Consider the following 20,686-nt stretch of genomic DNA (forward strand, 5'->3'; position numbering starts at 1 on the left):
CGGACAGTCAGTCTTCGCGAGCAAGCCCGCTCCCACATCGACCGCATTTCAAAGGATGTACGCGGAAAAATGCGGGAGCGGGCTTGCTCGCGAAGGCATCACCTCGGCCTCAATGATTCACCGTATATGCCAGCATCATCGACAACTGGCACATCGGCCGTCCACTCTCGGCGTGCCACTGGTTGAACGCGCCCTGCACCGTGGCCAGGTCGCGCAGGCTGGTCGGCGCCTTGTCGACGATCTTCTGCGCGTTCAATGCCGCCACCACATCATCACTGGGCACAAAGGTGTCCTTGCCCACCATACGCAGGAAGCGCGGTGCGGACAGCCCGCCCAACTGGTGGCCGTGCTTGCTCAGGTACTTCCACAGGCCGACGATATCGGTCACCGGCCAGTCGGCGATAAACGCGCCAAAGCTGCCTTTTTCCTGCTCGATATCCAGGATCAACTGCGCATTACGCGGCACACTCTTGAGCTTGCCCAGGTGGCGGATGATGCGCGTGTCCTGCATCAGCCGTTCAAGATGCTCGGTCCCCATCAACACGACCTTTTCCGGGTCGAAGCCGAAGAACACCTGCTCGAAGGCCGGCCATTTGGCATCCACCACGCTGTGCTTCAAGCCCGCGCGAAACACACGCAGCGCCAGGGTCGACAGGTAACGGTCATCGCTGATCTTGCGCAATTGCGCCGGGCTCTTGGGCACCGGCAGGTGGGCTTCCAGCTCGGCGGCTGAACCGAAACGGTTCAGACAATATTCGTGCAGCCACTTGTAATCGCGCATGCCCTCTCCTGGGAATCGAATTGAAAACGGCGCTCGCAAGCGCCGTGTGTGAGAGCCTAGGCGGCGCTCAGAGGTTCACTACATTGACGAAGCGCGACGCGGCGGTCTCGTCGATCTTCAGGCTGGTGAAGTCGAACAGGTTGCGGTCGGCCAACTGCGAGGGGATCACGTTCTGCAGGCTGCGGAAGATGCTCTCGGTACGCCCTGGGGTCTTGCGTTCCCAGTCCACCAGCATCTCCTTGACCACCTGGCGCTGCAGGTTCTCCTGGGAGCCACACAAGTTGCACGGGATGATCGGGAATTGCTTGAAGTCGGAGTAGGCCTGGATGTCCTTTTCATTGCAATACGCCAGTGGGCGAATCACCACGTTGCGCCCATCGTCGGCGCGCAGCTTGGGCGGCATGGCCTTGAGCGAGCCGTTGAAGAACATATTGAGGAAGAAGGTTTCGACGATATCGTCGCGATGGTGCCCCAGGGCCATCTTGGTCGCGCCAATTTCATCGGCAAACGTATAGAGCGTGCCACGACGCAGGCGCGAGCACAGCGAGCAGGTGGTCTTGCCTTCCGGGATCAGTTCCTTGACCACCGAATAGGTGTCTTTTTCGACGATGTGGTACTCGATGCCCAGTTCTTTCAGATAGGCCGGTAGCACGTGCTCCGGGAAGCCTGGCTGTTTCTGGTCCATGTTGACGGCGACGATCTCGAACTTGATCGGCGCGACCTTTTGCAGGTGCAGCAGCACGTCGAGCATGGTGTAGCTGTCTTTGCCACCGGAGAGGCAAACCATGACCTTGTCGCCGTCCTCGATCATGTTGAAGTCAGCGACCGCTTCACCGGCCAGGCGACGCAGGCGTTTTTGCAATTTGTTCTGGTTGACCGTAAGAGTGCCCATGGCGCTTGGATCCGCTGCAGGTGTGTGACGAAAAGCCGGGTATTTTACGCAAAAAAACAGGCAAAAGGGCTAGCGCTAAAAGACCCCGCCGCGATTAACCCCAACGTTTACAGCGCAATTTGCTCTAAAGCCCCACAGTTTTTCCGGTCATCCCTTCCTATACTGCGACTTGAGGTCGCACATATTTATCCAGACCTTTCAGGCCATCTGGCCCGTGAGCGCTCCAATGGGGGGCGATGGTAATAACGACAGGAGTGACTGGCATGATCCATCACGTCGTGGGGCTGTTTACCCATCCCGATCAGGAATGGCGGGAAATTCGTGGCGATAAAGAAGAAAGCATCGGCCACATGTACCTCACTCACACCCTGATTCTCGCGGCAATCCCCGCAATATCAGCATTTATCGGCACCACCCAGGTCGGCTGGGTCATCGGCAACCGTTCCCCAGTCATGCTGACTCAGGAAAGCGCGCTGTGGATGACCATCATGTCGTACGCGGCCATGCTCGGCGGCGTGGCGGTGATGGGAGCGTTCATTCATTGGATGGCCCGCACCTACGACGCCAACCCCAGCATGGCGCGTTGCGTGGCGTTTGCCACCTACACCGCGACACCGCTGTTCATCGGCGGGCTGGCCGCGCTCTACCCGCATATGTGGCTGGGCATGGTCGTGGGCACGGCGGCGATCTGCTACACGGTGTACCTGCTGTACGTGGGCGTGCCGACCTTCATGAGCATCGACCCGGACGAAGGCTTTCTGTTTTCCAGCTCGATACTGGCCGTAGGGCTGGTGGTGCTGGTGGCGATCATGGCGTTTACCGTGATCGTCTGGGGCCTGGGCGTGGGGCCTATCTACACCAACTGATGGTTCAACCCGTAGGCAAGGCCACCGCAAGGTGGCTTTGTGCGTCATGCATGACCATTCGGCGCCTGACAGATTCGGAAACACCCAGCTTTGCGGCATACTGGCTCTCTCTGGAGAGATGTACAGCATGCCCGAGCAACTCAATACCCGCGTCGAAGAGTGTTTCCTGCAAGCCGAATCCTTTTTCAAACGAAACTTCAAACGCCCCCAGGTCAGCCTCAAGCTGCGGGGCCAGAAGGCCGGTGTCGCGCATTTGCACGAGAACCTGCTGCGTTTCAACCCACAGTTGTACCGTGAAAACAGCCAACATTTCCTGAAGCAGACCGTCGCCCACGAAGTGGCGCACCTGATCGCCCACCAATTATTTGGCGAACGCATCCAGCCCCACGGCGAGGAATGGCAACTGATCATGCGCGGGGTCTACGAGCTGCCGCCGGACCGTTGTCACACCTATGCGGTAAAACGCCGCCAGGTGACCCGCTACATCTACCGTTGCCCCTGTGCCGACAGTGACTTTCCATTTTCGTCGCAGCGCCATGGCCTGGTGACGCAGGGGCGGCGGTACTTGTGTCGGCGGTGTCGGCAGACGCTGGTCTTTACCGGGGAAACCCGGGTGGAGTGAGGTTTGCGGCGCCGTTCATGCCCTACCCAACCACCTTGGCGCGCCGCAGCTCGGCTATCCGCTGAGCGCTTAGCCCCAACGCTGCCAACACCTCATCACTGTGTGCACCCACGGCCGCCCCCATATGCCGGGGCTCTGGCAACCCCTCGGAAAATTTCAGCGGGCACGCCAATTGCGCCTGCGTCGAGCCATCGCCCCGAGGCACCTGCGTGACCAGCCCCCGCGCCTTCAACTGGGGATGCTCTACCGCTTCGCTCAGGTTTAACACCGGCTCCACGCAGGCATCCACCCTGGCAAACAGCTCACACAGCTCCTCAAAGCTGCGCTTCTCAAACTCCACCTGCAGCGCCTGCTTCAGCGCTTGCTGTCGCGCTGGGTTCAACCCCAGCGCGGCCAATTCCGGTCGCCCGAATGCCGCGCACAGGCGCTGCATAAACGCCGGTTCCAGGCTACCCACCGACATCCAGCGCCCGTCACGGGAACGGTAGTAATCATAGAAACTGCCGCCATTGAGCACTTGGTTTCCCCACCCAGGCTCTACGCCACAGGCCAGGTAACCCGCGCCCGCCATGGCATTGAGGCTGAACGAACAGTCAGTCATGCTCACATCCAGGTACTGCCCCACCCCGCTCTGCTGCCGCGCGATCACCGCCGCCAGCAACCCCACCACCGCATGCAGCGAACCACCGCCCACGTCCGCCAGTTGCACACCCAACGGCAATGGCCCACTGTCCTGGCGCCCGGTGTAGCTGGCCACACCGGCCAGGGCCAGGTAGTTGATGTCGTGCCCGGCGCGGTCTTTATACGGGCCCGTCTGGCCGTAGCCAGTGATCGACACATAAATCAGCCGCGGGTTGATTGCCTTCAATGCCTCGTAGCCCAGGCCCAGGCGCTCCATCACCCCCGGTCGAAACTGCTCCAGCACAATGTCGTAGTCCTTGACCAACGCCCGCACAATCTCCAGCGCTTCGACCTGCTTGAGGTCCAGCGCCAAACTGCGCTTGTTGCGATTGAGGTAGGCGTGGCTCGCCGACGTTCCCCCATCGTGGGGCGGCAGCACACGCAACAGGTCCATACGGGTGGGTGACTCGATGCGCAGCACGTCGGCGCCCATATCCGCCAGCATCAGGGACGCGAACGGGCCGGGGAGCAAGGTGGAAAAATCCAGGACTTTGAGGGACGCCAAGGGACCTGACATGGAAACTCCGTTTCGGTTTCGAATGCCTACAGACTAGGCAGCCCCGTGCCCACCGGCAATCGTCAGAACAATCACCAACAGTGACCGTTTTGATCACGGCGGGCTTTTTCGCGGCGGCGGCTTTATCATTGGCCTACGTTTGCTTGCCGAGTGTTCCATGAAGTTTGCGATTGCCCTGTATTCCGCCGCCCACGCGCCCTCCTCGCGCCGCGCCCTGCTGTTCGCCCAGGCGGCGCTGGCCGGCGGGCATGAGATTGTGCGGCTGTTTTTTTACCAGGATGGCGTGTACAGCGCGTCCAATACCATTGTCGCGCCCCAGGATGAGCAAGACATCGCCCGCCAATGGCGTGAGTTCGTCAGCCAGCACCAGCTCGACGGCGTGGTGTGCATCGCCGCCGCCTTGCGCCGTGGCGTGCTCAACAGCGAAGAGGCCACGCGTTATCAACGCAGTGCAGTCAATCTGGACGCCCCCTGGGCACTGTCGGGCCTGGGGCAACTGCATGACGCAATCCAGGCCGCCGACCGCCTGATCTGTTTTGGAGGGCCGTGACATGTCCAGATCCTTATTAGTCATCAGCCGCCAGGCGCCGTGGTCCGGGCCAAGTGCGCGCGAAGCGTTGGACATCGTGCTGGCCGGTGGCGCGTTCGATCTGCCGATCGGCGTACTGTTTATGGATGACGGCGTGTTCCAACTGGCGCCACACCAGAACGCCAAAGCCGTGCAGCAAAAGGACCTCAGCGCCAACCTGCAGGCGCTGGGGCTGTTCGGCATTGACGAGGTGTTCGCCTGCAGCCACAGCCTGGCCGCGCGCGGGCTGGCACACCCCGCCACCGCACAACCGCTGGACAGCGAAGCCATCTCCAAGCTGATTGACCGTTACGACCAGGTGATCACCCTCTGATGTCGACCTTACATGTGATAACCCACTCCCCGTTTACCGACAGCCGCCTCGACAGCTGCCTGCGCGTGTGCGGCACCCAGGACGCGATCCTGCTCTGCGGCGACGGCGCCTACGGCCTGCACAACCCGGCCCTGCTGATCAAGGGCGTGAAAGTGTTTGTGCTGGCCGAAGACATGCAGGCGCGCAACTTATCGCTGCCTGACTGGGCCGATAGCGTCGACTACCCAGGTTTCGTGCAGCTGTCGATCGACTACGACAAGGTCAACGCCTGGCTATGAACACCCTGACCGTAGGCGAACGCCGTCTTGAACTGGACAAGGACGGCTACCTCGTCAACCTGGATGACTGGTCGCCCGACGTCGCCAACGCCCTGGCCGCCGCCGAAGCGTTGGCGTTGACCCCGGCACATTGGGAAATCCTCGAACTGCTGCGCGGGTTTTACGCCGAATTCCAGTTGTCCCCGGCCACGCGCCCGCTGATCAAGTACACCGCATTGAAGCTGGGCCCGGAAAAAGGCAACAGCCTACACCTCAACACCCTGTTCAACGGCACCCCCGCCAAACTCGCCGCCAAGCTGGCGGGCCTGCCCAGACCGACGAATTGCTTATGACCGACTTTGCCCCGCTGATCCTGGAAACCCCTGCCGAGCACCCGTTTGCGCAGTTCGTGCGCATCCTCGGCAAAGGCAAGCGCGGTGCGCGCAACCTCACGCGCACCGAGGCCCGCGAAGCGATGGGCATGCTGCTCGACGAAAAAGTCGAAGACACCCAGCTCGGCGCCTTCCTGATGCTGCTGCGGCACAAGGAAGAAAGCGCGGAAGAACTCGCCGGCTTTACCGAAGCCGTGCGCGAACGCCTGGACGCACCGGCACTGAATGTCGATGTGGACTGGCCGACCTACGCCGGCAAGAAACGCCACCTGCCGTGGTACCTGCTGGCGGCCAAATGCCTGGCGCACAATGGCGTGCGCATTCTGATGCACGGCGGCGGCGCCCACACCGCCGGCCGGCTGTACACCGAACAACTGCTGGAAGGCTTGCAGATCCCGCTGTGCCGCAACTGGCAGCAGGTCGAAGCGGCCTTCGAACAGGGCAACCTGGCGTTTATTCCGCTGGGTGACTGGGCGCCGCAGCTGCAACGCATGATCGACCTGCGTAATACCCTGGGCCTGCGCTCGCCGATCCACTCCCTGGCGCGCCTGCTCAACCCGCTGAGCGCCCGTTGCGGCCTGCAAAGTATTTTCCACCCCGGCTACCAGGGCGTGCACCGCGATGCCAGCGGCCTGCTGGGAGACAACGTGATCGTGGTGAAAGGCGACGGCGGCGAAATCGAGATCAACCCCGACACCCTCAGCCACCTCTACGGCACCACGGGCGGTCAGAGCTGGGACGAAGAATGGCCCGCCCTCTCCGCCCAGCGCCACGTCAAGCCGGCGGCCCTGGATCCGGAACACTTGAAAGCGCTGTGGCGCGGCGACGTCGAAGACAGTTACCCGCAATTGGCGCTGATCGCCACCATGGCCCTGGCCTTGCGTGGCCTCGGCCACCCACGGGAACAGGCGTTCGCATTGGCCCAGCAATACTGGGACGCGCGGGATAAATCGATTTAATCGATTATTCACCCGCAGTCTTTGCGCTTTTAGTTCGAACTCATCCGATTAGACTGGGCTCCAACGCTTATAGAGTCGAGGAGCCAGTCATGGGTTTGCTGATCGAAGGACATTGGAAAGACCAGTGGTACGAAAGTAGCGCAGATGGCGCGTTCCAACGGGAACAGGCCAAGCGCCGTCACTGGGTGACCGCCGACGGCCAACCTGGCCCAAGCGGCGAAGGCGGCTTCAAGGCCGAGGCCGGTCGTTATCACCTGTATGTTTCCCTCGCGTGCCCCTGGGCCCACCGCACCCTGATCCTGCGTAAGCTCAAGGGCCTGGAAAGCCTGATCGATGTGTCGGTGGTCAGTTGGCTGATGCTGGAAAATGGCTGGACCTTCGACAAGGCCCATGGCTCCACCGGCGATGCGCTCGACGACTTTACCTACATGCATCAGCGCTACACCGCCGACACCGCCGACTACACCGGTCGCGTCACCGTGCCAGTGCTGTGGGACAAGCAACTCAAGCGCATCGTGAGCAATGAATCGGCGGAAATCATCCGCATGTTCAACAGCGCGTTCAACGGGCTGACCGGCAACACCCTGGATTTCTACCCCGAGCCGCTTCGTTCAACCATCGACACGCTGAACGAGCGTATCTACCCGGCCGTGAACAACGGCGTCTACCGCGCAGGCTTCGCCACCTCACAGCAGGCGTATGAAAGTGCGTTTGATGATGTGTTCGCGCAGTTGGATCAGCTGGAACAGCACTTGGGCGATCATCGTTATCTCGCCGGCGAGTACCTGACCGAAGCCGATGTGCGGCTGTTCACCACGCTGATTCGTTTTGATGCGGTGTATTACAGCCACTTCAAATGCAATCTGCGGCGGATCGCGGATTATTCGAACTTATCGAATTGGTTGCGGGAATTGTACCAGTGGCCTGGCGTGGCCGAGACCGTGGATTTCGAGCATATCAAAGGGCATTACTACGCAAGCCATCGGACGATCAATCCGACGGGGATTGTGCCCAAGGGGCCGGCGCAGAGGTTTGATGCCAAACATGACCGAGAGCGGTTGAACGCCAAGGGTGTTTGGAGCTGATACGAATGATTGGATGGGCTTGAAGGCTTGCCCTAATACCAGTCAGTCAAGAGATAGAACGAGCAAACAGTACCTGTGGCGAGCGGGCTTGCCTGCGTGCCCCGCTCGGCATAGGAACTGACCGGTCAATTTGTAGGAGCGAGGGGGACGCCTAGTTCTTGCTCGCGAAAAACCCGAGAACGCTGCGGGGAATCAGGGTTTCCGCGTTATCGTTGACGGTCTTCGCGAGCAAGCTCGCTCCTACAGAGAGGTCTAGGTGCACCCGCTCGGCTTGGGCACTCACCGGTCACTTTTGTAGGAGCGAGGGGGACGCCTAGTTCTTGCTCGCGAAAAACCCGAGAACGCCGCGTTTATCCAGAATACCCACGTTATCGTTGACGTTTTTCGCGAGCAAGCTCGCTCCTTGTGGTACATGGGCGGTCGCCCGCGATGCCTTTAAGGCTCACACCTGAGCCTGAGCCCCTTCAAACCACTTGAGCTTCTCGCGCAACATCACCACCTCACCCACGATCACCAGTGTCGGCGCATGCACTTCATGCTCGGCCACCATGCGCGGCAAGTCCGCCAGGGTGCCGGTAAACACGCGCTGGTTGGCGGTCGTGCCCTGCTGGATCAACGCGGCCGGGGTATCAGCGGCGCGTCCATGCTTGATCAACTGTTCGCAGATGATCGGCAAGCCAATCAAACCCATGTAGAACACCAGGGTTTGCGAAGGGCCCACCAGGTCGTTCCAGGGCAGGTCCGAAGTGCCGTCCTTCAAGTGCCCGGTGATAAAGCGCACTGATTGCGCATAGTCGCGGTGGGTCAGCGGAATCCCGGCATACGCCGCACAACCACTGGCTGCCGTGATGCCCGGCACGACCTGGAACGGGATGCCATGGGCGGCCAATTCCTCGATCTCTTCCCCCCCGCGCCCGAAGATGAACGGATCGCCACCCTTGAGGCGCAGCACGCGCTTGCCTTGCTTGGCCAGGTCGACCAATTGCTGGTTGATCTGGTCCTGCGGCACGGCATGCTCGGCGCGACGCTTGCCGACGTACACGCGCTCGGCATCACGCCGGCACAGCTCGAGAATCGCCGGCGCCACCAGGCGGTCATACAGCACCACATCGGCTTGCTGCATCAGGCGCAACGCGCGGAAGGTCAGCAGGTCCGGGTCACCCGGGCCTGCGCCCACCAGGTAAACCTCGCCCGGCGCATGGGGCGGCGCGCCATTGACCTTTTCGATCAACAGACGCTCGGCCTCATCGCCCTGCCCGGCCAACTGGCGGTCGGCAATCGGGCCTTGGAACACCTCTTCCCAAAATGCGCGACGCTGCTGCACGTCCGGATACAAGCCTTTGACCTGGGCGCGAAAACGCGCCGCCAACCCGGCCAGTTGGCCATAGGTGGACGGAATCCAGGTTTCCAGCTTGGCGCGGATCAAGCGCGCCAGCACCGGCGCATCGCCGCCGCTGGACACTGCGATCACCAACGGCGAACGGTCGACAATCGCCGGGAAGATCACACTGCACAAGGCTGGCGCGTCCACCACGTTGACCGGTACGCAACGACGCCTGGCATCGCTGGACACCTGCGCGTTCAACGGCTCGTCGTCGGTCGCGGCAATGACCAGGGTGCACCCGTCAAGGTCGGCTTCCTGATAACCGCGCAAAATCAGTTCCCCGCCACTGCCCAGCACCAATTCACGCAACTGGTCTTCGATCTGGGGAGCAACCACCCGCAGCACTGCGCCGGCGTCGGCCAGCAGGCGGGATTTGCGCAAGGCAATCTCCCCGCCACCGACGACCAGCACACGGCTGCCGCGCAGGTTATGAAACAGCGGCAGAAATTCCATTTAGCCGATGACCTCGATGCCCGCCATGTACGGCTTGAGCACCTCGGGTACGCGGATCGAACCGTCGGCCTGCTGATAGTTTTCCAACACCGCGACCAGCGTACGGCCCACGGCCAGGCCAGAACCGTTGAGGGTGTGCACCAGCTCCGGCTTGCCGGTTTCCGGGTTACGGAAACGCGCCTGCATGCGACGGGCCTGGAAATCACCGCAGTTGGAGCACGACGAAATCTCGCGGTATTTGTCCTGGCTCGGCACCCACACTTCCAGGTCGTAGGTCTTCACGGCGCTGAACCCCATGTCGCCGGTGCACAGCGCCAGAACGCGGTACGGCAGCTCCAGCAGTTGCAGCACGCGTTCAGCGTTGGCGGTCAGGCCTTCCAGAGCTTGCATGGAGGTCGACGGTTCGACCACCTGCACCATCTCGACTTTGTCGAACTGGTGCTGGCGGATCATCCCGCGGGTATCACGGCCCGACGCACCGGCTTCGCTGCGAAAGCACGGCGTGTGGGCGACGAACTTGATCGGCAGCTGCTTGGCGTCGAGGATCTCGCCGGCCACGATATTGGTCAGCGACACTTCGGCGGTCGGGATCAGGTACAGGTCGGCTTCGCCGTCGCGGCTGATCTTGAACAAGTCTTCCTCGAACTTCGGCAACTGGCTGGTGCCCATCAGCGCCGGCGCCTGCACCAGGTATGGGGTGTAGGCCTCTTCGTAACCGTGCTCGCCGGTATGCAGGTTGATCATGAACTGCGCCAGGGCGCGGTGCAGGCGCGCGATCGGGCCGCGCAGCAGGGCAAAACGCGCGCCTGACAGCTTGGCGGCGGTTTCAAAATCCAGGCCACCGGTCAATTCGCCCAGGGCAACGTGGTCCTTGATCTCGAAATCAAAGGTTTTTGGCGTGCCCCAGCGACGCACTTCAACGTTGCCGTCTTCGTCCGCGCCCACCGGCACTGACTCGTGCGGCAGGTTGGGAATACCCAGCAGGATCTGGTCCAGCTCGGACTGGATCTTGTCCAGCTCGACCTTGCCATCGGACAGCTCGGTCCCCATGCGCTCGACATCCGCCATCAACGGCGCGATGTCTTCGCCGCGCTGCTTGGCCTGACCGATGGATTTGGAACGCGCATTACGCTCAGCCTGCAGTGCTTCGGTGCGGGTCTGGACGGTCTTGCGCTGTTCTTCCAGCGCTTCGATGCGCGCAACATCCAAGGCAAAGCCACGGGATGCCAGGCGGTCCGCTACGTCCTGAAGGTTGCTACGTAACAGTTTGGAATCGAGCATGTCGGTCTCTCGTTTATCAAAGTTTGGTCAAGGACAGGCCGGCCCAGGTCGCGAGCAGCCCGCCGAATACGCTGATGGCCGCATAGCCAATCGCCAGCGGCACTTGCCCGCTTTCCAGCAGGCGCACGGTATCCAGTGAAAAGGATGAAAAGGTCGTCAGGCCGCCAAGAAAGCCAACCATCAATCCGGCACGCACCTCGATAGGCACTTCCGGGCGCAGCAAAAACAGGCCGTATAACACGCCGATCAACAGGCAGCCCACGATATTAACGGCCAGCGTCGCCGTATAGAAGTGTTTAGGCCAATTGGCATTGATCCAATTGCCTGTTGCAAAGCGCAGCAGTGTACCCGCGATACCACCTGCCGAAACGGCGACAACCAAGGGAATCATGACTTTCTCCGCTGCTTGGGACTTAAACGGTCAAGGCTGGCCAGATGACTGAGCTTTTCCCCGATCTTCAACTCCAGGCCACGGGGCACTGGCTGATAGAACGGTTGCGGCTCAAGCTCATCGGGGAAGTAATCTTCGCCGGCGGCATAGGCATCCGGCTCATCATGGGCATAACGGTATTCGTCACCGTAGCCCAGTTGTTTCATCAGCTTGGTCGGCGCGTTGCGCAGGTGCAGCGGCACTTCGAGGGAGCCATGTTCGGCCGCCGCGCGCAGCGCCGCCTTGAAGCCCATGTACACCGCGTTGCTTTTCGGCGCGCAGGCCAGGTAGGTGATGGCCTGGGCCACCGCCAACTCGCCTTCCGGGCTGCCGAGGCGTTCCTGCACGTCCCACGCCGCCAGGCACAGACTCAAGGCCCGCGGGTCGGCGTTGCCGATGTCCTCGCTGGCCATGCGCACCACGCGGCGCGCCAGGTACAGCGGGTCGCAGCCGCCGTCGATCATGCGTGCAAACCAGTACAGTGCACCGTCCGGGTTGGAGCCGCGTACGGACTTATGCAGCGCCGATATCTGGTCGTAGAACGCTTCGCCGCCTTTATCGAAACGCCGACGCGTATCGCCGAGCAGGCTTTGCAGGAGGTCGACGCCTATTTCACTGCCGTCTTCGGCGAGGTCGGAGGCGTTCTCAAGCAAGTTGAGAAAGCGCCGCCCGTCGCCATCGGCGGCGCTGAGCAAAATCTTGAAGCCTTCGTCGCTCAGGCTCAGCTGGCGCTTGCCCAGGCCCTTGTCTTCGCTAAGGGCACGATGCAGCAGCTTTTGCATCGCCGCCTCATCGAGGCTCTTGAGCACATACACCCGAGCCCGCGACAGCAACGCGTTGTTCAATTCGAACGAAGGGTTTTCGGTGGTTGCGCCAATAAAGATCAATGTGCCGTCTTCAACATAGGGCAGGAACGCATCCTGCTGAGACTTGTTGAAACGGTGCACTTCGTCGACGAACAGGATGGTGCGCTTGCCGTACTGCCCGGCCTGCTGCTTGGCGACCTCCACGGCATGACGGATTTCCTTGACCCCGGCCAGCACCGCCGAGACCGTTTCGAAGTGCGCATCCGAGACTTTCGCCAGCAGCCGCGCCAGGGTGGTCTTTCCCACTCCCGGCGGCCCCCAGAAAATCATCGAATGCAGCGCGCCCTGCTCTAGGGCCTCGCGCAAAGGCTTGCCGCGAGCGAGCAGGTGTTCCTGACCGACGTACTCATCCAGGTTGGTCGAACGCAAACGCGCGGCCAAGGGCTGGGCAATCGGGTCACTTCGAAACAGGTCCATGGGCAGCGCTTGAAACCTCTGGGCAGATTATTCCTGGATCACCTCGGCATCCTTGGGGATGTCGAACTTGAACTTGGACGCAGGCACAGGCGTATTGGCCTTGACCCCGGTGAACAGGATATCGGTGCGCTGGCCGACGCTGTCGATCAGGCGCATGTTAGTGATCAAGCCCTTGTCGAACGACAGGTTCAGGCTGTCGAACAGCGTGTCCTTGGACTTCGGCTTGAGGGTGAACTCAATGACGTTGCTGGCTTGCTTGGAGGTGATGTCGAAGCTGTCGTTGATTTTCGACACGTCACCCGACAGCAGCAATGCCGGGGTCTGGTTCAGGCGTGGGTCCAACTTCTTGATGGTCGCCTGCTTCAGGTCCGGATCCCACAGGGTGACCTTCTGGCCATCGGAAACGATGGTCTGTTCGGCCTTGCCCTCGGTGTGCCAGTAAAACAGCCCTGGGCGCTGCACGGCCATCTCGCCCGCGGTTTCCTGCAACTGGGTGCCACCGGCATCCAGGGTCAGCTGGGAAAAGCGCGCGGTGAGGGTCTGGGACTTGTCCAACAGGTTCTTCAGGCTGGCAACGGAGGCCGGATCAGCGTGAGCCGAAACAGCGGTCAGAGCCAGGGCCGGCAACAACAGCATGCGGATAAAGCGCATGGGAGTCCTCATTGAGTCGTTAAGGCGCGCCGCGTGCTGCCACGCGGCGCGGGATCAGTCGCGCATCTGCCCGGGGGCGATGACTTCGCGCGAGCCGTTGGTGTTCATTGCAGTGACGACGCCCGCGTTTTCCATGGCTTCGATCATACGGGCGGCGCGGTTGTAGCCGATCTTGAGCTTGCGCTGCACCGCGGAAATCGAGGCGCGACGGCTTTCCAGCACGAATGCCACGGCCTCGTCGTACAGCGCGTCGGTCTCGGCGTCATCGTCGCCACCGCTGCTGCCGCCGTCAAAGCCGCTGCCGGCCTCTTCAACGCCCGCGAGGATATCGTCGTTATATTCCGGTGCGCCACGCAGCTTCCACGCTTCCACCACACGGTGCACTTCGTCGTCGGAAACGAAAGCGCCATGCACACGAATCGGCAGGCTGGTGCCTGGCGGCATGTAAAGCATGTCACCGTGACCCAGCAGTTGTTCGGCGCCGCCCTGGTCGATGATGGTCCGCGAGTCGATCTTGCTCGATACCTGGAACGCCATTCGTGTCGGGATGTTGGCCTTGATCAGACCGGTGATCACATCCACCGACGGACGCTGGGTGGCGAGGATCAGGTGGATACCGGCCGCACGCGCCTTCTGGGCGATACGCGCGATCAGTTCTTCAACCTTCTTGCCGACGATCATCATCATGTCGGCGAATTCGTCGACCACCACCACGATGGTCGGCAGCTTGGTCAGCAGCGGCGCTTCATCGTGGATGCTTTCGCGCTTGTACAGCGGGTCGGTCAGCGGCGTGCCGGCGTCCTGGGCTTCCTTGACCTTGGCGTTGAAACCGGACAGGTTGCGCACGCCCATCTTGGCCATCAGCTTGTAGCGCCGCTCCATCTCGGCCACGCTCCAGCGCAGGGCATTGGCGGCGTCCTTCATGTCGGTGACCACCGGGCACAGCAGGTGCGGAATGCCTTCGTAGATCGACAGCTCCAACATCTTCGGGTCGATCATGATCAGCTTGGCGTCTTCCGGGCCGGACTTGAACAGGATCGACAGGATCATCGCGTTCACACCCACCGACTTACCGGAGCCGGTGGTACCGGCGACCAGCAGGTGGGGCATCTTCGCCAGGTCGGTGATCACCGGCTTGCCGCCAATGTCATGGCCCAGGGCCAGGGTGACCGGCGATTTGAAGTTGTCGTATTCCGGCGTCGACAGCACTTCGGAGAAACGCACGATCTGGCGGTCTTCGTTGGGAATCTCGATACCCACGGTGGTTTTGCCGGGGATCACTTCCACCACGCGCACACTGGTCACGGCCAGGGAACGCGCCAAGTCCTTGGCCAGGTTGGAGATACGGCTGACTTTCACACCGGCGGCCGGCTGGATTTCGTAACGGGTAATCACCGGGCCGGGGTGGATCGAGTCCACGGACACTTCGACGCCGAATTCCTTGAGCTTGATTTCCAGCAGGTGGCCGACGGCCGCCAGGGATTCCGGGGAATAGTTGAGTTGCTTCTTTTCGGCCGGGTCGAGAATCGAGATCGGCGGCAATGTGCCTTCGACGGCGCTGTCGACAAACAACGGCGCCTGTTTCTCCTTCTGCACGCGATGGCTTGGCTCGGCGACCTTGGGCGGCGCGGGGGCGATCACCGGCGGCACCTGCTTCTCGCGGTCCGACATGTGCTTGCTCAGGGCCTGTTCGCGCTCGATCAGGCGCTCCTTGACCTTGGCCTGTTCGCGGCGGTCCGGCGTGCTGGGGGCCACCACCTCGTTGACGCGGGTGTCGACTTCGCGCAGTTGCGCCACCATGCGCTTGCGCTCGACCCGGGCCGCCCACCAACGGTTGGCGGCGCCCTGGAACAGCTCGAGAAGGTCGAGCGTGATCTTGCCGGTCACGTCCATCACCTTGAACCACGACAGGTCGGTGAACACCGTCAGGCCGAACAGGAACAGCGCGATAAACATGAGGGTGCTGCCCTGGATATTCAGGGTCTTGCGCGCCAGGTCGCCGAGGCTCTCGCCCAACGCCCCGCCTGCGCCCGCCGGCAGGCCGGTGGGCGCGTGGAAATGAATATGGGCCAGGGCCGCGCCGGAGAGCACCAGGAACACCAGGCCGATCAGGCGCCAGGAGAACAGCCAGCCACTCCACTGCCACGGCTCGTGACGCTGGCGAAAGATCTGCCAGGTCTTGATCGCCAGCAGCAACGGGAAGATGTAGGCGAAGTAACCCAGCACCATGAACAGGATATCGGCGCTGTAGGAACCGACAGGGCCGCCGAAGTTCTGCACATCGTCGATCTTGCTGTTATGGCTCCAGCCCGGGTCGTCCTTGCCATAGGTCAGCAACGCCATGATCAGGAACAGGCACAGGGCGCCGATAGCGATCAGCGCACCTTCCTTGAGTCGATAATGCAGGTGCTGACGCCAGGCCGGCACGACTGTCTTGGGTGTCGCGGTGGATTTCTTCAAAACGGGTCTTTTCCTGCGCCTTCAGCGCGTCCATCTATTGAGTGACTGCAAAAAACCGCCCAATCCGAGCAGCTGAAAAATGAACGAACATTGGTGAATCTACGTTGTAACATCAGGCGTTCGCTTGATGAAATGACGAAAGCGCCACAATGGCCGCATTGTACGGGTTTGTGCTCGCGATGCCACGCCCTTGCCCTTCACCGGCAACCCGAGCCATTCAAGTGTCACAACATGTTCAATTTGAGCACGCATTGTCTTTGCTGACAAAGGCTTATGAGCTGTTTTTGGCAATCCAGTCCAGCTTGGCAAATGGCCTGCATGCGCCAGCCCCGATTACGACCACGCTCCTGACAGAGAGTTGCAGCGGCACCCGCTCACGCTAATCCATGCCCATGGCGGATTCGGGCTGGCCCCAGGGCGCTGTGTCGACAATAATCACACACTTGGGGCAGGTGCCATTCCTGCCACTCCCCCCCTTCCGTAAGCCTGGATGCCATGCTGACCTGGTTACAACGCGACTCACTGACATTCCCTCCGCTGGCCAAGGCCATGCGTGAACCCAACGGCCTGCTCGCCGCCGGCGGCGACCTGTCGGCCGAGCGACTGGTGCAAGCCTATCGCCACGGCTGCTTTCCCTGGTTCTCGGAGGGCCAACCGATCCTCTGGTGGTCACCCGACCCGCGCACGGTGATATTCCCTGACGAGCTGCATATCTCCCGCAGCCTGGGCAAACTGTTGCGCCAGCAGCGCTATACCGTGACCTTCGACCAGGACTTCGAGGCCGTCATCCAGGCCTGCGCCGAGCCTCGAGCCTATGCCGACGGCACCTGGATCACTGAAGGTATTCAGCGCGCCTACCTGGCGCTGCACGAGCGAGGCCATGCGCACTCGGTGGAAGTCTGGGACGACGGCAACCTGGTGGGCGGCCTGTACGGGTTGGCAATGGGCCGGTTGTTCTTTGGCGAATCCATGTTCAGTCGCGCCGATAACGCCTCCAAATTCGGCTTTGCCACGCTGGTCGGGCAATTGAAGGCCTGGGGCTTCGTGCTCATCGACTGCCAGATGCCCAACGATCACCTGCACAGCCTGGGCGCGCGCGCGATCCCCCGCAGCGACTTTGCCGGCTACCTGCGCGACTATCTGGACCAACCCAGCTCTGGGCCATGGGTTTCATAGGCGACATTCGCCCACCTGGCTTACACTTATTTCAAAGCTTACCCCGAGGGTTGATCATGACCGAGTTGGCGCGTTTGAAGTTCTATGCCACTCAACCCCACGCTTGCAGCTATCTGCCCGATGAGCAGGCCACCACGCTGTTCCTCGACCCCAGCCAGCCTATGGACGTGCATGTGTATGCCGATCTCTCGGAAATGGGCTTTCGGCGCAGCGGCGATCATCTGTACCGACCCCATTGCCAGAACTGCAATGCCTGCGTGCCGGCGCGCATCCCCGTGGCGCAGTTTCTGCCGGAGCGCAACCAGAAGCGCATCCTCAAGCGCAATGCCGACCTGACGGTCACTTCGGCCAAGCCGCGCTTTACCGAAGAGTATTTCGACCTTTACCAGCGCTATATCGAGCAACGCCACGCCGATGGCGACATGTTCCCCCCGAGCCGCGACCAGTTTTCCACCTTTCTGGTGCGCGACCTGCCCTTCTCGCGCTTCTATGAATTTCGCGCACAGGGGCAACTGGTGGCAGTGGCCGTGACCGATCTGCTACCTAATGGCCTGTCGGCGGTGTACACCTTCTATGAACCGACGGAAGAACGCCGCAGCCTGGGGCGCTTTGCGATCCTCTGGCAAATCGGCGAAGCCCTGCGCCTGGAACTGGAGGCGGTGTACCTCGGATACTGGATCAAAAACTGCAAAAAGATGAATTACAAGACCCAATATCGGCCCATTGAACTGCTGATTAATCAAAGATGGGTCACGCTTAACTAGAACCCCTTGGCTTAAACACCCTTTTTCGGGCACAATGCACGCCGCTTTTGCCTGGCGCAGTTGCACCGGGCCATTCACTGGATACCGAGGGCTTTACTGCATGTCGAAAGAAGACAGCTTCGAAATGGAAGGCACTGTCGTCGACACCCTGCCCAACACCATGTTTCGTGTGGAGTTGGAAAATGGGCACGTCGTAACCGCGCATATCTCCGGCAAGATGCGCAAGAACTACATTCGTATTCTTACCGGTGACAAAGTGCGCGTCGAGCTGACGCCCTATGACTTGAGCAAAGGGCGCATCACTTACCGCGCTCGCTAAGCAAGTCAATACAAAACGCCCGGTTATGCCGGGCGTTTTTGTGTGTGCGCTGCCTTATTGAACGCCCCACACCCCCTGTGTGAGCTGGCTTGCCTGCGATAGCGGAGCGTCAGCAAAGCATCCGCTGACTGATATGCCGCCATCGCAGGCAAGCCAGCTCCTACATTTGATCTTCATTGCCTTGGCGATTATTCCAAGGCAGCAAAAAGGCGCCTCTCGGCGCCTTTTGCATTGTTGCGTCCCGCTATCAGGCCATTTCAGCCGTGGTTTCGAACTCGAAGGTCAGCTCGCCATCCTTCAGGTCGATATGTACCACGCCACCATGGTCGGAGAGTTCGCCAAACAGGATCTCTTCGGCCAGCGGCCGCTTGATCTTGTCCTGGATCAGCCGCGCCATCGGGCGAGCGCCCATTGCCGCGTCGTAACCGCCCTCTGCCAGCCAGTTGCGCGCCGCATCCGTCACATCCAGCTGCACGCGCTTGTCTTCCAACTGCGCTTGAAGCTCGGTGAGGAACTTGTCCACCACGCTCTTGATAACCTCATGGCTGAGGCGACCAAACTGGATAATGGTGTCCAGACGGTTGCGGAACTCCGGCGTGAAGCTCTTCTTGATCACTTCCATCGCATCGGAGGAGTGGTCCTGATGGGTAAAGCCGATCGAAGCCCGTGCAGCGGTTTCGGCGCCAGCATTGGTGGTCATGATCACGATCACGTTGCGGAAGTCCGCCTTGCGCCCGTTGTTGTCGGTCAGGGTGCCGTGGTCCATCACCTGCAGCAGCAGGTTGAAGACTTCCGGGTGGGCCTTCTCGATTTCATCGAGCAGCAGCACGCAATGCGGCTGTTTGGTGATCGCTTCGGTCAGCAGACCGCCCTGGTCGAAGCCGACATAGCCCGGAGGCGCACCAATCAGGCGCGACACAGTGTGACGCTCCATGTATTCGGACATGTCGAAGCGCACCAGCTCAATGCCCATGGCCTTGGCCAGCTGCCGCGCCGCTTCGGTTTTGCCGACGCCGGTAGGGCCGGCAAACAGGAACGAACCGACCGGCTTGTCCGGCGACTTGAGGCCCGCACGCGACAGCTTGATCGCGGTGGACAGCGAGTCGATGGCCGCATCCTGGCCGAACACGGTGAGCTTGAGGTCACGCTCCAGGTTACGCAGCAGTTCCTTGTCGGAGCTGGTGACGTGTTTTGGCGGAATCCGCGCAATCTTCGCCACGATGTCCTCGACCTGGGGCACGTCGATGCGCTTCACGCGCTTCTCGACCGGTTGCAGGCGCTGGTAGGCCCCTGCTTCGTCGATCACGTCGATGGCCTTGTCCGGCATGTGCCGGTCGTTGATGTAGCGTGACGCCAGCTCCGCAGCGGCACGCAACGCTTCATCGGTATACTCGATGCCATGGTGCGCTTCAAAACGCCCCTTGAGCCCGCGCAGGATGCCGATGGTGTCTTCAACCGACGGTTCGGAAACGTCAACCTTCTGGAAGCGCCGCGCCAGGGCTCGGTCTTTTTCGAAAATACCGCGAAATTCCTGGAACGTAGTCGAACCGATGCAGCGGATATCACCCGACGACAGCAACGGCTTGAGCAGGTTGGAAGCGTCCATCACGCCACCGGATGCCGCGCCGGCACCAATGATGGTATGGATTTCATCGATGAACAGGATGGCCTGCGGGCGTTTTTTCAGCTCGCCGAGCAGCGCCTTGAAGCGCTTCTCGAAATCGCCACGGTACTTGGTCCCCGCGAGGAGCGCGCCCAGGTCAAGGGAGTAGACGACGCTGTTGGCCAGCAAGTCAGGCACCTGGTTGTCGACGATGCGCTTGGCCAGGCCTTCGGCAATCGCGGTTTTACCCACACCCGCCTCACCCACCAGCAACGGGTTGTTCTTGCGACGACGCGCAAGGATCTGCGCTACACGCTCGACCTCGAGCTCACGCCCCACCAGCGGATCGATCCGCCCCTGGCGCGCCAGTTCATTGAGGTTGCTGGCATAGGCATCCAACGGGTTGCTTGAAGAAGAAGGCTCGCCGCCCTCGTCGTCCTGCATATCCTGCTCACCCTCGGAATGATCGCCATGCCCAGGCACCTTGGAGATGCCGTGGGCGATGTAGTTGACGACATCAATACGGGCAACGCTCTGCTGCTTGAGCAGGAACACTGCCTGGCTTTCCTGTTCGCTGAAGATCGCCACAAGCACATTGGCGCCTGTGACTTCACGCTTACCGGAGCTCTGTACGTGGAAAACAGCACGCTGCAATACCCGCTGGAAGCCCAGGGTTGGCTGGGTCTCGCGGTCCTCGTCATGCACGGGGATCAGTGGCGTGGTGGAGTCGATAAACTCCTGCAGGTCATGCTTGAGCTTGTCGAGGTTGGCGCCGCACGCACGCAAAACGGTGGCGGCAGCTTCGTTATCCAAAAGTGCCAGCAGCAGGTGCTCGACGGTCATGAATTCATGACGCTTCGAACGAGCCTCCTTGAAGGCAAGATTGAGGGTGACTTCGAGCTCGCGGTTTAACATAGCTTCACCTCAT

The 20,686-nt window shown here is 61.1% G+C and carries 21 protein-coding genes; 11 read left to right on the forward strand and 10 right to left on the reverse strand.

Annotated elements, in window-relative coordinates; all coding sequences use genetic code 11:
- Positions 1 to 109 precede the first annotated feature (109 nt).
- Together AB4O05_RS21065 and ttcA are read right to left on the reverse strand one after the other, a co-directional pair.
- Entirely contained in the window at positions 110 to 781 is a 672-nt protein-coding gene (locus AB4O05_RS21065) for a DNA-3-methyladenine glycosylase I (RefSeq protein WP_460135530.1), read from the reverse strand.
- Positions 782 to 848: 67 nt separating this feature from the next.
- Positions 849 to 1,673 carry a tRNA 2-thiocytidine(32) synthetase TtcA gene (ttcA, locus tag AB4O05_RS21070; RefSeq protein WP_025858140.1) on the reverse strand — a complete coding sequence of 275 codons (825 nt, stop codon included), beginning with the start codon at positions 1,671 to 1,673 and terminating at the stop codon, positions 849 to 851.
- Between the two features lie 263 nt (positions 1,674 to 1,936).
- Here ttcA and AB4O05_RS21075 point away from each other — a divergent pair, with 263 nt between their 5' ends.
- Both AB4O05_RS21075 and AB4O05_RS21080 read left to right on the forward strand, forming a co-directional pair.
- On the forward strand, positions 1,937 to 2,539 hold the full coding sequence (locus AB4O05_RS21075) for a Yip1 family protein (RefSeq protein WP_460135528.1): 603 nt from the start codon (positions 1,937 to 1,939) through the stop codon (positions 2,537 to 2,539).
- Between the two features lie 127 nt (positions 2,540 to 2,666).
- Complete coding sequence (locus AB4O05_RS21080) at positions 2,667 to 3,161, forward strand: SprT family zinc-dependent metalloprotease (RefSeq protein ID WP_460135526.1); 495 nt, start codon at positions 2,667 to 2,669, stop codon at positions 3,159 to 3,161.
- Positions 3,162 to 3,183: 22 nt separating this feature from the next.
- Here the strand turns inward: AB4O05_RS21080 and AB4O05_RS21085 are convergent, their stop codons facing one another.
- On the reverse strand, positions 3,184 to 4,359 hold the full coding sequence (locus AB4O05_RS21085) for a CaiB/BaiF CoA transferase family protein (RefSeq protein ID WP_460135524.1): 1,176 nt from the start codon (positions 4,357 to 4,359) through the stop codon (positions 3,184 to 3,186).
- 157 nt (positions 4,360 to 4,516) lie between these two features.
- Between AB4O05_RS21085 and tusD the strand changes: the two genes are divergently transcribed.
- From tusD to AB4O05_RS21115, 6 genes are all read left to right on the forward strand, one after another.
- A complete protein-coding gene (tusD, locus tag AB4O05_RS21090; protein ID WP_460135523.1) occupies positions 4,517 to 4,909 on the forward strand; it encodes a sulfurtransferase complex subunit TusD in 393 nt (130 codons plus the stop codon).
- A 1-nt stretch (position 4,910) separates the two neighbouring features.
- Positions 4,911 to 5,261 carry a sulfurtransferase complex subunit TusC gene (tusC, locus tag AB4O05_RS21095; RefSeq protein ID WP_460135521.1) on the forward strand — a complete coding sequence of 117 codons (351 nt, stop codon included), beginning with the start codon at positions 4,911 to 4,913 and terminating at the stop codon, positions 5,259 to 5,261.
- Positions 5,261 to 5,539, forward strand: a complete 279-nt coding sequence (gene tusB, locus AB4O05_RS21100; RefSeq protein WP_460135519.1) for a sulfurtransferase complex subunit TusB — start codon at positions 5,261 to 5,263, stop codon at positions 5,537 to 5,539. Before tusC ends, tusB begins: the two co-directional genes overlap by 1 nt.
- Positions 5,536 to 5,871 (forward strand): TusE/DsrC/DsvC family sulfur relay protein, encoded by a 336-nt coding sequence (locus tag AB4O05_RS21105; RefSeq protein ID WP_460135517.1) that lies wholly within the window; start codon positions 5,536 to 5,538, stop codon positions 5,869 to 5,871. Before tusB ends, AB4O05_RS21105 begins: the two co-directional genes overlap by 4 nt.
- The gene (locus AB4O05_RS21110) at positions 5,868 to 6,869 is read left to right on the forward strand and encodes a glycosyl transferase family protein (RefSeq protein WP_460135515.1); all 1,002 of its coding nucleotides are present in this window, start codon (positions 5,868 to 5,870) and stop codon (positions 6,867 to 6,869) included. Before AB4O05_RS21105 ends, AB4O05_RS21110 begins: the two co-directional genes overlap by 4 nt.
- 89 nt (positions 6,870 to 6,958) lie before the next feature.
- Entirely contained in the window at positions 6,959 to 7,954 is a 996-nt protein-coding gene (locus AB4O05_RS21115; RefSeq protein ID WP_460135513.1) for a glutathione S-transferase family protein, read from the forward strand.
- Between the two features lie 442 nt (positions 7,955 to 8,396).
- On the opposite strand, the gene cysG is transcribed toward AB4O05_RS21115, so the two are convergent.
- From cysG to AB4O05_RS21145, 6 genes are read right to left on the reverse strand one after another with little or no spacing between them, the layout of a single operon-like run.
- Positions 8,397 to 9,791, reverse strand: a complete 1,395-nt coding sequence (gene cysG, locus AB4O05_RS21120) for a siroheme synthase CysG (protein ID WP_460135511.1) — start codon at positions 9,789 to 9,791, stop codon at positions 8,397 to 8,399.
- Positions 9,792 to 11,072 (reverse strand): serine--tRNA ligase, encoded by a 1,281-nt coding sequence (serS, locus tag AB4O05_RS21125; protein ID WP_460135509.1) that lies wholly within the window; start codon positions 11,070 to 11,072, stop codon positions 9,792 to 9,794. It abuts the gene before it with no gap.
- A 16-nt stretch (positions 11,073 to 11,088) separates the two neighbouring features.
- Entirely contained in the window at positions 11,089 to 11,463 is a 375-nt protein-coding gene (crcB, locus tag AB4O05_RS21130) for a fluoride efflux transporter CrcB (RefSeq protein WP_071493379.1), read from the reverse strand.
- Positions 11,460 to 12,785: a replication-associated recombination protein A gene (locus tag AB4O05_RS21135; protein ID WP_460135507.1), complete on the reverse strand. Its 1,326-nt coding sequence runs from the start codon at positions 12,783 to 12,785 to the stop codon at positions 11,460 to 11,462. Before AB4O05_RS21135 ends, crcB begins: the two co-directional genes overlap by 4 nt.
- Before the next feature lie 27 nt (positions 12,786 to 12,812).
- Positions 12,813 to 13,436: an outer membrane lipoprotein chaperone LolA gene (gene lolA, locus AB4O05_RS21140; protein WP_460135505.1), complete on the reverse strand. Its 624-nt coding sequence runs from the start codon at positions 13,434 to 13,436 to the stop codon at positions 12,813 to 12,815.
- 54 nt (positions 13,437 to 13,490) lie between these two features.
- Complete coding sequence (locus AB4O05_RS21145; protein ID WP_460135503.1) at positions 13,491 to 15,896, reverse strand: DNA translocase FtsK; 2,406 nt, start codon at positions 15,894 to 15,896, stop codon at positions 13,491 to 13,493.
- 495 nt (positions 15,897 to 16,391) lie between these two features.
- Between AB4O05_RS21145 and aat the strand changes: the two genes are divergently transcribed.
- From aat to infA, 3 genes are all read left to right on the forward strand, one after another.
- Positions 16,392 to 17,072, forward strand: a complete 681-nt coding sequence (aat, locus tag AB4O05_RS21150) for a leucyl/phenylalanyl-tRNA--protein transferase (RefSeq protein ID WP_460135501.1) — start codon at positions 16,392 to 16,394, stop codon at positions 17,070 to 17,072.
- Positions 17,073 to 17,128: 56 nt separating this feature from the next.
- Positions 17,129 to 17,836: an arginyltransferase gene (locus tag AB4O05_RS21155; protein WP_460135499.1), complete on the forward strand. Its 708-nt coding sequence runs from the start codon at positions 17,129 to 17,131 to the stop codon at positions 17,834 to 17,836.
- Positions 17,837 to 17,936: 100 nt separating this feature from the next.
- Positions 17,937 to 18,155 carry a translation initiation factor IF-1 gene (gene infA / locus AB4O05_RS21160; RefSeq protein ID WP_002553999.1) on the forward strand — a complete coding sequence of 73 codons (219 nt, stop codon included), beginning with the start codon at positions 17,937 to 17,939 and terminating at the stop codon, positions 18,153 to 18,155.
- Between the two features lie 247 nt (positions 18,156 to 18,402).
- On the opposite strand, the gene clpA is transcribed toward infA, so the two are convergent.
- Positions 18,403 to 20,673 carry an ATP-dependent Clp protease ATP-binding subunit ClpA gene (gene clpA, locus AB4O05_RS21165; protein WP_460135497.1) on the reverse strand — a complete coding sequence of 757 codons (2,271 nt, stop codon included), beginning with the start codon at positions 20,671 to 20,673 and terminating at the stop codon, positions 18,403 to 18,405.
- Between the last annotated feature and the right edge of the window lie 13 nt (positions 20,674 to 20,686).

This window comes from Pseudomonas sp. S1_G07, from assembly GCF_054668565.1.

Bases quoted from the DNA above. Each gene is read 5' to 3' on its own strand.
- AB4O05_RS21065 (WP_460135530.1), bottom strand. From the start codon at position 781: ATGCGCGATTACAAGTGGCTGCACGAATATTGTCTGAACCGTTTCGGT.
- ttcA (WP_025858140.1), bottom strand. From the start codon at position 1,673: ATGGGCACTCTTACGGTCAACCAGAACAAATTGCAAAAACGCCTGCGT.
- AB4O05_RS21075 (WP_460135528.1), top strand. From the start codon at position 1,937: ATGATCCATCACGTCGTGGGGCTGTTTACCCATCCCGATCAGGAATGG.
- AB4O05_RS21080 (WP_460135526.1), top strand. From the start codon at position 2,667: ATGCCCGAGCAACTCAATACCCGCGTCGAAGAGTGTTTCCTGCAAGCC.
- AB4O05_RS21085 (WP_460135524.1), bottom strand. From the start codon at position 4,359: ATGTCAGGTCCCTTGGCGTCCCTCAAAGTCCTGGATTTTTCCACCTTG.
- tusD (WP_460135523.1), top strand. From the start codon at position 4,517: ATGAAGTTTGCGATTGCCCTGTATTCCGCCGCCCACGCGCCCTCCTCG.
- tusC (WP_460135521.1), top strand. From the start codon at position 4,911: ATGTCCAGATCCTTATTAGTCATCAGCCGCCAGGCGCCGTGGTCCGGG.
- tusB (WP_460135519.1), top strand. From the start codon at position 5,261: ATGTCGACCTTACATGTGATAACCCACTCCCCGTTTACCGACAGCCGC.
- AB4O05_RS21105 (WP_460135517.1), top strand. From the start codon at position 5,536: ATGAACACCCTGACCGTAGGCGAACGCCGTCTTGAACTGGACAAGGAC.
- AB4O05_RS21110 (WP_460135515.1), top strand. From the start codon at position 5,868: ATGACCGACTTTGCCCCGCTGATCCTGGAAACCCCTGCCGAGCACCCG.
- AB4O05_RS21115 (WP_460135513.1), top strand. From the start codon at position 6,959: ATGGGTTTGCTGATCGAAGGACATTGGAAAGACCAGTGGTACGAAAGT.
- cysG (WP_460135511.1), bottom strand. From the start codon at position 9,791: ATGGAATTTCTGCCGCTGTTTCATAACCTGCGCGGCAGCCGTGTGCTG.
- serS (WP_460135509.1), bottom strand. From the start codon at position 11,072: ATGCTCGATTCCAAACTGTTACGTAGCAACCTTCAGGACGTAGCGGAC.
- crcB (WP_071493379.1), bottom strand. From the start codon at position 11,463: ATGATTCCCTTGGTTGTCGCCGTTTCGGCAGGTGGTATCGCGGGTACA.
- AB4O05_RS21135 (WP_460135507.1), bottom strand. From the start codon at position 12,785: ATGGACCTGTTTCGAAGTGACCCGATTGCCCAGCCCTTGGCCGCGCGT.
- lolA (WP_460135505.1), bottom strand. From the start codon at position 13,436: ATGCGCTTTATCCGCATGCTGTTGTTGCCGGCCCTGGCTCTGACCGCT.
- aat (WP_460135501.1), top strand. From the start codon at position 16,392: ATGCTGACCTGGTTACAACGCGACTCACTGACATTCCCTCCGCTGGCC.
- AB4O05_RS21155 (WP_460135499.1), top strand. From the start codon at position 17,129: ATGACCGAGTTGGCGCGTTTGAAGTTCTATGCCACTCAACCCCACGCT.
- infA (WP_002553999.1), top strand. From the start codon at position 17,937: ATGTCGAAAGAAGACAGCTTCGAAATGGAAGGCACTGTCGTCGACACC.
- clpA (WP_460135497.1), bottom strand. From the start codon at position 20,673: ATGTTAAACCGCGAGCTCGAAGTCACCCTCAATCTTGCCTTCAAGGAG.